This is a genomic window from Promicromonospora xylanilytica, assembly GCF_054782895.1.
On the sequence record NZ_BAAGRP010000055.1, the window covers coordinates 1 to 9798 of the forward strand.

General features: G+C 68.8%; 13 protein-coding genes. 10 read left to right on the top strand and 3 right to left on the bottom strand.

From position 1 onward, the window contains the following. Window positions 1-183 precede the first annotated feature (183 nt). The 9 genes from ACYVK7_RS17930 (at window position 184) to ACYVK7_RS17970 (ending at window position 7285) form a co-directional block, all read left to right on the top strand. Window positions 184-471: a hypothetical protein gene (locus ACYVK7_RS17930; RefSeq protein WP_460889074.1), complete on the top strand. Its 288-nt coding sequence runs from the start codon at window positions 184-186 to the stop codon at window positions 469-471. Window positions 472-475: 4 nt separating this feature from the next. Continuing rightward, window positions 476-1789, top strand: a complete 1314-nt coding sequence (locus tag ACYVK7_RS17935; protein WP_460889075.1) for a hypothetical protein — start codon at window positions 476-478, stop codon at window positions 1787-1789. 17 nt (window positions 1790-1806) lie between these two features. Next, entirely contained in the window at window positions 1807-2451 is a 645-nt protein-coding gene (locus ACYVK7_RS17940; protein WP_460889076.1) for a hypothetical protein, read from the top strand. Continuing rightward, on the top strand, window positions 2448-3125 hold the full coding sequence (locus ACYVK7_RS17945) for a hypothetical protein (protein WP_460889077.1): 678 nt from the start codon (window positions 2448-2450) through the stop codon (window positions 3123-3125). Before ACYVK7_RS17940 ends, ACYVK7_RS17945 begins: the two co-directional genes overlap by 4 nt. Further along, the gene (locus ACYVK7_RS17950) at window positions 3122-3478 is read left to right on the top strand and encodes a hypothetical protein (RefSeq protein WP_460889078.1); all 357 of its coding nucleotides are present in this window, start codon (window positions 3122-3124) and stop codon (window positions 3476-3478) included. Before ACYVK7_RS17945 ends, ACYVK7_RS17950 begins: the two co-directional genes overlap by 4 nt. Further along, window positions 3475-4065: a hypothetical protein gene (locus tag ACYVK7_RS17955; RefSeq protein WP_460889079.1), complete on the top strand. Its 591-nt coding sequence runs from the start codon at window positions 3475-3477 to the stop codon at window positions 4063-4065. Before ACYVK7_RS17950 ends, ACYVK7_RS17955 begins: the two co-directional genes overlap by 4 nt. Before the next feature lie 119 nt (window positions 4066-4184). Then, window positions 4185-5585: an FAD-dependent oxidoreductase gene (locus tag ACYVK7_RS17960; RefSeq protein ID WP_460889080.1), complete on the top strand. Its 1401-nt coding sequence runs from the start codon at window positions 4185-4187 to the stop codon at window positions 5583-5585. A 133-nt stretch (window positions 5586-5718) separates the two neighbouring features. Beyond that, window positions 5719-6657, top strand: coding sequence for a zinc metalloprotease HtpX (gene htpX, locus ACYVK7_RS17965; RefSeq protein WP_460889081.1), 939 nt, complete (start codon window positions 5719-5721; stop codon window positions 6655-6657). Window positions 6658-6790: 133 nt separating this feature from the next. Continuing rightward, the gene (locus tag ACYVK7_RS17970) at window positions 6791-7285 is read left to right on the top strand and encodes a YajQ family cyclic di-GMP-binding protein (protein ID WP_460889082.1); all 495 of its coding nucleotides are present in this window, start codon (window positions 6791-6793) and stop codon (window positions 7283-7285) included. A gap of 117 nt (window positions 7286-7402) precedes the next feature. On the opposite strand, the gene ACYVK7_RS17975 is transcribed toward ACYVK7_RS17970, so the two are convergent. Next, window positions 7403-8536, bottom strand: a complete 1134-nt coding sequence (locus ACYVK7_RS17975; RefSeq protein WP_460889083.1) for a tyrosine-type recombinase/integrase — start codon at window positions 8534-8536, stop codon at window positions 7403-7405. Beyond that, entirely contained in the window at window positions 8505-9170 is a 666-nt protein-coding gene (locus ACYVK7_RS17980; protein WP_460889084.1) for a hypothetical protein, read from the bottom strand. The genes ACYVK7_RS17975 and ACYVK7_RS17980 overlap by 32 nt, the downstream gene beginning before the upstream one ends. 93 nt (window positions 9171-9263) lie before the next feature. On the opposite strand from ACYVK7_RS17980, the gene ACYVK7_RS17985 reads away from it, so the two are divergent. Next, the gene (locus ACYVK7_RS17985; RefSeq protein WP_460889085.1) at window positions 9264-9467 is read left to right on the top strand and encodes a helix-turn-helix transcriptional regulator; all 204 of its coding nucleotides are present in this window, start codon (window positions 9264-9266) and stop codon (window positions 9465-9467) included. Between the two features lie 87 nt (window positions 9468-9554). On the opposite strand, the gene ACYVK7_RS17990 is transcribed toward ACYVK7_RS17985, so the two are convergent. Then, window positions 9555-9798, bottom strand: a 244-nt coding sequence (locus ACYVK7_RS17990; protein WP_460889086.1) for a hypothetical protein, incomplete at its 5' end; no start/stop codon positions are given.

Here is a 9798-nt window from a genome sequence, read left to right on the forward strand (position 1 = left end):
TATCGAGGGTATGGCCTCGTTCCTCGAGCAGGCCGCTCAGACGCTGCAGGACACGGACCAGCAGCTCGCCTCGGGCATCTGAGACCGACCTCAGTCAGTCCGTAGCGGGGCGGTTCCAGGCCGTGGCCTGGAGCCGCCCCGCTATGTGTCCGTACTTCGTACAAGCACACAGAGAGGCACACCGTGGGTGACCGACTTGTTGTCGACGTCAGGCTGCTGACCGACACCGGAGACCAGCTGACGTCGATCGTCAACGAGTTCGAGGGCGCAGACGCCTACGCGGAGTCCGTCGCCGACGCCGTCGGCGACGACAAGCTCGCGGGCGCCGTCCGGGACTTCTCCACGAAGTGGAAGGGCCGCCGCGAGAAGATGCGCGAGAGCATCGCGAACCTTGCGGAGCTGACCACGGCTGTGGGAGACCAGTTCAAGGACGTCGACAACACGCTCGGCAACAGCCTCGAGGAAGGGTAGAACCGTGAGCTGGGAACCACTGGCACCGTCCAACCCCATCCCTGGTGAGCCGCAGGTGTCTCGATCGGCGGGGACGTACTACGGCGAGATCGCGAACGCGATGGCGAACGCCTACCGTTCGCTCGGGATCATGGAGGACATGGAGGGCTTCGAGTCCGACGCGGTCGACAAGCTGCGCGAGCGGGCGGAGGACGTCCGGAGCGAGGTCAACAAGGCCGAGGCCCGCTATCGCGCGGCGTCTTCCGCGCTGACCCAGTACGCGGTGGACCACCAGGACGCCCAGGACGCGGCGTCGGCCCTGCTCGACCGCGCGCGGATCGCGCAGGACGCGGTCGAGGCGGACGAGCGGAGCGCCAGCACGGCCCAGGGCAACCTCGATGACGCGGTCTCGGCGTCGCGGACCTCCGGCGAGGAGCTCGACCCGGCGACGCGTACGGCACTGAGCACCGCGAACTCCAACCTCGAGAGCTCACGAGCTGTCCTCAACGGAATCATCAACGAGCTGCCCGGCGTGGTCAGCAGCTGGCACACCAAGGCAGGCACGGCCGCGGACGCGATCACCGACGCGGTCGAGGCGGACGACCTCAACGACGGCTGGTGGGAGAAGTGGGGCTCCAAGGTGGCCAACTTCGTCTCCAAGTGGGCGGGCAAGATCGCCATGTGGGCGGGTATCGCGGCGCTGTTCCTCGGCTGGGTGCCGATCCTCGGCCAGATCCTGACGGCCATCGCGATCATCGCGACGGTCGCCGCGCTCGTCGCCGACATCGCGCTGGTGGCACATGGCGAGGGCGACTGGGTGAACGTGCTGCTCGGCGTGATCGGTGTCGCGTCGTTCGGTGTCGGGCGCCTCGTCGGGGCAGCGGGCAAGGCGGCGGCCGCCAAGGGCCTGGCGCAGGGCTCGTCACGCGCGCAGCGGGTGGCGCAGAGCGCCTCCAGGTACGGCAGCCCGGTGAACCGCGCGGCCGCGCGCAACGCCTGGTCCACCGCCACGAAGGGCCTCAAGTCGGTGCCGTACACCAAGCTGAACCCGATGAGCTGGGCCAAGTCCGGGGCCGGGTCGTTCACGGGGCTGACCGGCAAGGCGCGGTTCATGAACTTCATGGGGCACGGCGAGGCGGCGCGCGCGTACCAGGTGCTGCGCAACGCGGACGACATCGCGCAGTTCTCGAAGAACGCGACGGGGTATGTCGGCACCATGGGGAAGCTCGGCTCGCTCAACCCGGCCAAGGTCGGTGGCTTCGGGTCGGCACTGGTCCCGTACACGGCGGACATCGGTGCCAATGCGACGCTGCTCTATCGAGACGTGCGCACGTGGTGAGAGACGAGGTGGGGCAAGTGGCAGAGCAGGACCAGGCGCAGTGGCGTCCGTGGGACGAGGATCAGGTCTTCACCTTTCCGGACCGGGAGGACTGGATCTTCTGGGTCACGGGCACGGGTGCCGAGGGCGCGGAGGAGATCGCCGCCACCCGGGAGTGGGGCAAGGACAGCGCCGCGGTGATCGGCGCCATCCGTGCCATGGACCAGGACGCGGTCGGGGACGGGGACGGCAACGCGTGGGGTGCCGGCGTCTGGCTTCCCGCCGAGCACGACCACGAGGTTCGCGCCGGCGTGCTGATCAGGACGTCCCCTGACCGGGGGAACCCGAACAAGGCGTACCGGAAGTTCCGCAAGCAGGCGGTGCAGGTACCGCGGCTGCCGGGCGTGACGATCAGCTCGTACGACGTGGGAGAGGGCGAGGTGGACCTCGGCCCGTTCGTGGTGCAGATCATCGACACCGTGAACGAAGCGGGCGAGCTGAACCTGTACTGGTTCTACACCTTCTTCAGCGAGGCCAAGGACGAGGTCGTGCGACTCGAGTTCCAGAGCGTGTACGCACACCTGGTGGACGAGATCGAGGCGCAGGTCACTGATCTGATCTCGCACGCCCACTACGGGGTCAAGCCCGGTTCGGCGCTGTCGAGGGAGCTGGGGCTGGAATGAGCACGGAGACAGAGCGCTCGGGGTCCGGCCTCGGGGCCGAGCCTGACGACGGTCCGGCCGACCTCCCGGCCGCCGCGGCCGCTTCGTTGCGAGCGGCGGCCACCTCGTGGACGTTCGTGTACCCGCGGGGCTGGTGGACCGTCCCGCTGACGGACCCCGCGCAGATCGACGGCGCGGTGCGCAAGATCGTCGTCGGCCGGCTGGGCCGCCGGGACGACCGGGCGCGTGCCCGGCGAGAGGCGCGCGAGCACCTCGCCCAGGCCGCCCACGGTGCGGCCGAGGAGGGTGGGCTCAGCCTGGCCGTCTTCAGCATGGACGTCGGCGACGTCGCGATCACCGGCACCATGGGGGTGTTCCCCTACCAGGTGACCGACTCCAGCAAGGACGAGCTGATCGCGAGCATCACCGGTTCGCTGTCCGGCGCCGACGTCGAGCAGCAGAAGCTCGACGACGGGTGGGTGCTGCGCGCGGTACGGCAGAGCGAGATCGAGCGGACCGACGCGGAGGGCAACCCGATGCTGCCCGAGCTCAGGGCCGACTATTGGACAGAGCGTCGTGGCCTCGACAAGATTCTCCAGGTGTCTTTCACCACGCCGTTCGTGCCGCTCCGTGACGCGATGCTCGAGCTCTTCGACGCGATAGTCCTCTCACTGCACCCCGTGGTGCGCGGATGATCGCCGCGGCGCCGCCCCTCCCGGCGGACGACCCCGGCGTGCTGGTGGTCGTCACGGGCATCCTCCTGGCTCTGGTCGCCTGCTTCTTCGTCTTCTGGGTGCTCGGGGGATACCGCTTCGTCATCGGCAGGGTCGAGGACCTCGAGAACCCGTGGGACCTGGTGCGCCGCTCGGTCCCCGTCCTGCTCGCGCTGTTGGTGGCGGGTGGCTTGTTCCTCGGCGTGCTGTGGCTGGAGAACCGTGACCGCGAGGCCGCCCAGGACCGCTACGACGAGTGGTCCCAGCAGCAGTGGCTCGAGGAACAGCAGAGCCCCGAGCCCACCCCGACCGCTACGCCATCGGAGCAGACATGAACGCGAACGCCCGCAAGAAGCTCTGGATCGGCGCCCTCGTCGTCTTCGCCCTCGTCTCGGTCGTGCGGCTCGTCCTCACCGTCCAGCGTGACGGCATCGGCGACAGCACCCTGTGGATCGCGCTCCTCGTCGTCCTCGTGATCTGTGGCATCACGGTCGCCGTGATGCTCGGTCGCTCCAGGGGTGTGGCGACGAACGCCCGGCAGGGTCGCCAGGACGTCGTCGTCATCCCGGCATACTCGACCGCGGAGGCCGTCGAGGAGGCAGGGGCGTACGCCAACGCCGTGCCCGGCCTGATGGGTGTCGGCGGAAGCCCCATGGCTCTGGTGGTCGCCGCCGGTCAGATCGAGGTCTGGGCCGGTCGCCGCAGCACCGCACCGGCCTGGACGGTGCGGCGTCCGGCGCAGGCCGGTGTGGTGCAGGCCGTCTACGGGACCCGGACGATCGATGCCCTCAAGGTGTCCGACGGCGCGACGTCCGCGACCGTCATCCCTGCGTACAGCCCTGTTCGCGCCATGGGCGGCAGCGGCGCGGAGGGCCTGCGACGCGCGATCGCGGAGGTCAGCACGGGACAGCCCAGCAGGTGAGGATCCGGCACGCGGGGCGTGAAAGGTGAGACGCCTGGTGAGGCGATCCTTACCCTGTCGGTAGAATCAGGACCGGCCTTCGCTTCCCTCCTGACCTCGACCCGGAAGGCGTCCCTTTCGTGAGCACCACCCGACCCCTGCGCGTCGCCGTCGTCGGCGCCGGCCCTGCCGGCATCTACGCGAGCGACATCCTGTCCAAGACCGACCTCGACGTGAGCATCGACCTGTTCGAGCGCCTTCCCGCGCCGTTCGGCCTGGTGCGGTACGGCGTGGCCCCGGACCACCCGCGCATCAAGCAGATCATCGTCGCGCTCCACCGTGTGCTGAGCCGCGGAGACATCCGTCTGCTCGCCAACGTGGACTACGGCGTGGACGTGAAGCTCGAGGACCTGCGCCAGTTCTACGACGCGGTGATCTTCTCCACCGGCTCCATCAAGGACGCCGAGCTGGACATCCCCGGCATCGACCTGGACGGCTCGTACGGTGCAGCGGACTTCGTGTCCTGGTACGACGGTCACCCGGACGTGCCGCGCACCTGGCCGCTGGAGGCGGAGCAGGTCGCCGTGATCGGCGCCGGCAACGTCGCGCTCGACGTGGCCCGCATCCTCGCCAAGCACGCGGACGACCTGCTGCCCACCGAGGTCCCGGCCAACGTGTACGACCTCCTGAAGGCCTCACCGGTCACCGACGTGCACGTGTTCGCCCGTCGCGGCCCGGCACAGGTCAAGTTCTCGCCGCTGGAGCTGCGCGAGCTGGGCCACGTGCCCGACGTCGACATCGTCGTGTACCCGGAGGACTTCGACTTCGACGAGGGCTCCGAGTCGGCCATCAACTCGTCGAACCAGACCAAGCAGGTCGTGAAGACCCTGGTGGACTGGACGCTGAAGGACCCGGCGCAGAACACGGCCTCGCGCCGCCTGCACCTGCACTTCCTGCACGCCCCGGCCGAGGTGCTCGGCGAGGACGGCAAGGTGGTCGGCTTCCGCACGGAGCGCACCGCTCTCCAGGGTGACGGCACCGTCAAGGGCACCGGCGAGTTCGTCGACTGGCCGGTCCAGGCCGTCTACCGCGCGGTGGGCTACTTCGGCTCCTCCCTGCCGGAGATCCCGTACGACGACGTCAAGGGCGTCATCACCAACCGCGAGGGCCGGGTCGTCGACATCGACGGCAACCAGGTCCCGGGTGTGTACGCGACGGGCTGGATCAAGCGAGGGCCGGTGGGCCTCATCGGCCACACCAAGTCCGACGCGTCGGAGACGGTGCGTCACCTCGTCGAGGACGTGACCGGCGTGGCCGACGGCGAGGCCCCCGGCGACCTGGACGGCGGCCGCACCGCACCGCAGGGCGCTCCGGAGGAGGTCACCGAGTTCCTCGCCGGCAAGGGCGTCGAGTACGTCGAGTGGTCCGGCTGGGAGCTGCTGGACGCGCACGAGCGGTCCCTCGGCGAGGCAGAGGGCCGCGAGCGGGTCAAGGTCGTGCCGCGCGAGGAGATGATCGCGATCAGCAGGCCGCAGGCCTGACCTCCGGTCGACTGCAGACGGCGTGGGTCCCGTACGGGGCTCACGCCGTTTTCGTGCCTCAGCGCAGTGCGAGATCATGCTCGTGGGAACCGCCGCACGGCGTGGGGCGTTCGGCTGGGAGGAAAGGAGTGCGATGCACAGGCACTACAACGGGCTGAAGACCGCCGCGCTGTTCGGTGGGATGTGGGTCGTGATCTTCGGGATCTGGGCCCTCCTCGGGCGCAGTTCCGGCATGCTCTGGATCTTCGTGCTCATCGGGCTCGGCACCACGGCCTACGGGTACTGGAACTCCGACAAGCTGGCGATCCGGGCGATGCGCGCGTACCCCGTCACCGAGCTGCAGGCGCCGGAGATGCACCGCATCGTGCGCGAGCTGTCGACGTCGGCGCGCCAGCCGATGCCCCGGCTGTACATCTCGCCCACCAAGGCGCCCAACGCGTTCGCCACGGGTCGCAACCCGAAGAACGCGGCGGTCTGCTGCACCGAGGGCATCCTCCAGCTGCTGAACGAGCGCGAGCTGCGCGGCGTGCTGGGCCACGAGCTGATGCACGTCTACAACCGCGACATCCTCACGTCGTCGGTCGCCTCCGCGATGGCCGGTCTCATCACGGCGCTCGCGCAGTTCCTGCTGTTCTTCGGTGGCGGTGACCGCCGCGAGGGCGGCAACCCGCTGGCCGCGCTCGCCATGGCGTTCCTCGCCCCGGTGGCTGCGATGCTGATCCAGATGGCGATCTCCCGTACGCGTGAGTACGACGCGGACGAGGACGGCGCCCGCCTCACGGGCGACCCTCTGGCGCTGGCCTCCGCGCTGGCCAAGCTGGAGCAGGGCACGCAGCGTGCACCGCTGCCGCAGGACCGCGAGCTCACCAACGTGTCCCACGTGATGATCGCGAACCCGTTCCGAGGGGCCGGGATCGGGCGCCTGTTCGCCACGCACCCGCCGATGAAGGACCGGATCCGTCGCCTCGAGGGGATGGCCGGCGGGCCGACGGACGGCTACGGCCCCGGCTGGTCCGGCGGGCCGACGCCGGGTCCCGACGCCCCGCCCTGGGGCACCCCGCCGCGGTACTGAGGCGCGGGCGCCGACCGTCTGGGCCGGTGACCTGCGCGATCCGTTCGTCCCTTGCGCGCCGCGCCGGATACGGTGGTGCAGAATCCCACCGGACGTGCAGGGGCGTCCGGTTGTCACGTAGAAGGAGCACGACATGGCCGACTCGTCGTTCGACATCGTCAGCAAGGTCGACCGCCAGGAGGTCGACAACGCGCTGAACCAGGCAGCGAAGGAGATCTCGCAGCGGTACGACTTCAAGAACGTCGGTGCCTCGATCACCTGGAGCGGCGAGAGCATCGTGATCGTCGCCAACTCGTCGGAGCGCGTGCTCGCGGCCCTCGACGTCTTCGAGACCAAGCTGGTCAAGCGCGGCATCTCCCTCAAGTCGATCGACGTCGGCGAGCGGGAGCCCAAGGCGTCCGGCAAGGAGTACCGCCTCGCGGCCACCCTCAAGGAGGGGCTCGCGGGCGAGTCCGCGAAGAAGGTCACCAAGATCATCCGCGAAGAGGGCCCGAAGGGCGTGAAGACGCAGATCACCGGCGACGAGGTGCGCGTGACCAGCAAGTCGCGCGACCAGCTGCAGGAGGTCATGGGGCTGCTGAAGGGCTCGGACCTGGACTTCGCCCTCCAGTTCACGAACTACCGGTGAACACGCAGGTCAGCAGCCTATTTTGGGCTGCCAGTCCGCACACAGTCCGCAAGAGCGGACGATGAGCACGGGCTGACGGGTGGTTGCCGGGATACCGGTGGCCGCCCGTCCGGTCTGTCAGGAGGTCTTCGCGGCCTCGGTCGCGGGCTGTGCGGACAGCACGGTCCGCATGAGCGACGTGGCCGCCGCTCGGGTCTTGTCCTCTGCGCTCGGCCACAGGTGCGCGTAGGTGCCGAGCGTGATGGTCGGGCTGGAGTGACCCAGAGCCCGTTGGACGGTGACGACGTCGCAGTTGTCGGCGATCAGGCCCGACGCGTAGAAGTGCCGTAGGTCATGGAGCGTGTAGGCGTCCAGCCCTACCTGACGGCGCGTCGTTCGCCACGCCTGTGACGCGCTGTTGCGGTTCCAGAGTCCGCGCTCGTCTCCGTTGGGGTTCCAGAAGATCCACCGCTCGTCGCCGCGTGGGGCGAACTTCTCGATGTGGCTGGAGATCATCGTCAGCAGATCGCGCGGCACGTGAATGGTCCGCTCTGAGCCGTACTTCGGCGGCTCGATCGTCGTCGTCTCGGCGGTGGAGCCCTGAATCTGCCGGTTGACCGTGATCGTGCGACCCAGAAAGTTGATGTCATTGACCTGGAGCCCGGCTGCCTCTCCGAGTCGGAGGCCGGCGAACGCGCAGACAGCAATGAAGCCCGAGAAGTACTTCGGGGCCGCTTCCAGTGCCTTACGCACGGCGAGCGCTTCGGGGATCGCCATCGCGGCCTCGGCGCGCCTGCGCCGAGGGAGCTTGATGTTCTTCGCAGGGTCGATGCCGATCACGCGATCACGAACGGCCGCTCCGAACGCTGCGCGGACGTAGTTGAACCGTGTCGTGATGGTCGAGGGCTCCAGGGCCTTCTTGCGGGTCTTGGTCGGCTGGGACATCGCCTTGACCCACTTCTCCAGGTGCGAGGGTCGGATGTCCCGCATCCGAACCGACCCGAACGTGACCGACTCGAAGGCCGTAGTTGCTGCCTCCGTGGTGCCGGTCGCCCATACCTGACGCTCGGACCAGGCGGCCCACCACTGGTTGAAGGTCAGCGCTCCGCGCCGGGGGTCGGCGTACGTGCCTGTAACGACCGTCGCGGTGACCTCATCCAGCCAGTCCTGAGCGTCGGTCTTGCGGTCGAAGTGGCGGGAGTGTTCGTGCTTCGTCTCGTCGCGGTAGCGGGCGCGCCACTTACCGTTTGGTCTCTTCTTGATGGACGCCATCAGTCTTTCCTTCCTGTGGGGTATCCGGGGGCTCTTGGGGGTCTTCGCGCAGTGGCATGCCGCGTCTGGCGCGCCACTGGTCGGGGATGAACCAGACGCGCTCGCGTTCGAAGATGGTCTGCTTGACCCGCTCGGGATCGCCCTTGCGGGCGAGCAGTGAATCGCGCTCCCGCTCTACCTGTGATCGGGCCATGTCGGCAATGACCTCGGTGGTGTAGGTCAGGGCGTTGCCGATCTGGTTGTGGTCGGCCAGCCGGTCCCAGCCCGGGAGCCGCACGCCAGTGTCGATCGCGTCATCCAGGTCACGGCGCTCGCGTTCGAACTCGATGAGTGCGTCGGTGGCGCGTTCGGCTAGGGCGAGGGTCCGGCGGGTCCGGGCAGCGACGTCACGCGTCGCGGTCGCCAGCTCGGGTTCCTGCAAGAGGTCTTCGATGCGGATGTCGAGGGCGTCGGCAAGGTCGACTGCCTCAAGGAATTTGAGGGGGCGGTCTCCCTTCTCGATGGACCAGACCGTGGCCTGGGACCACTTCCAGCCGCGCTTGCGCATCCAGTCGGCAAGGGCCTTCTGGCTGCGGATGCCTCGATGCTTGGTGAGGTTCTGTCCGACGTGTAGGTCTCGCTCGTCTGCTGCCACGCTCCAACCGTACTGGCGATTCTTGTTTACAGCCACTAGAAAAAATGTTTCACTGGAATCCACAGTTCGGTACAACTAGGGAGAGTGGTCGTCGTGGAGTCTGATCCGATGCTGCGCACCCGGGAGGTTTCTGACCTTCTGGGCGTGCCGGAGAACACGCTGCGCTGGTGGCGGTACACCGGCAAGGGCCCGGACTCGTTCCGGCTCGGTCCGCGCCGGGTGGTCTACCGGCGCTCGAAGGTGATGGCCTGGCTCGCTGCGCAGGAGGCGGCTGGTGCCACGCACACCATGGCCTGACCCGGCCCGGGGTAGGCGGATCAACGGGGCTCGGACACTTCGGTGTCCGGGCCCCGTTGTCGTTGGCGGCAACTCCATCGGCCCGCGTCAGCCGTCCCCGGCGCTCCGCCCCGCGACCACGGGGCGGGCCGTACCCCCGCTGGGGCGGGGGTCCCACCCCCGCGACTCATCCCGCCCGCTCTTCCCCTCCCACACCTCCCCAACCTTCCCAACCATCCCCCTCTCCACCCCGCCCACCTCCACCCCCCTCATCCCCTCCCACCCCTTCCCCCTCATCCCCAACCTCACCCCCTCCACCACCTCCACCATCTCCCTCACCTCCCCAATCACC

What these genes read in the sequence shown, in the direction of transcription:
- ACYVK7_RS17945 (WP_460889077.1), top strand. Translation starts at nt 2,448, where the DNA reads ATGAGCACGGAGACAGAGCGCTCGGGGTCCGGCCTCGGGGCCGAGCCT.
- ACYVK7_RS17950 (WP_460889078.1), top strand. Translation starts at nt 3,122, where the DNA reads ATGATCGCCGCGGCGCCGCCCCTCCCGGCGGACGACCCCGGCGTGCTG.
- ACYVK7_RS17955 (WP_460889079.1), top strand. Translation starts at nt 3,475, where the DNA reads ATGAACGCGAACGCCCGCAAGAAGCTCTGGATCGGCGCCCTCGTCGTC.
- htpX (WP_460889081.1), top strand. Translation starts at nt 5,719, where the DNA reads ATGCACAGGCACTACAACGGGCTGAAGACCGCCGCGCTGTTCGGTGGG.
- ACYVK7_RS17970 (WP_460889082.1), top strand. Translation starts at nt 6,791, where the DNA reads ATGGCCGACTCGTCGTTCGACATCGTCAGCAAGGTCGACCGCCAGGAG.
- ACYVK7_RS17975 (WP_460889083.1), bottom strand. Translation starts at nt 8,536, where the DNA reads ATGGCGTCCATCAAGAAGAGACCAAACGGTAAGTGGCGCGCCCGCTAC.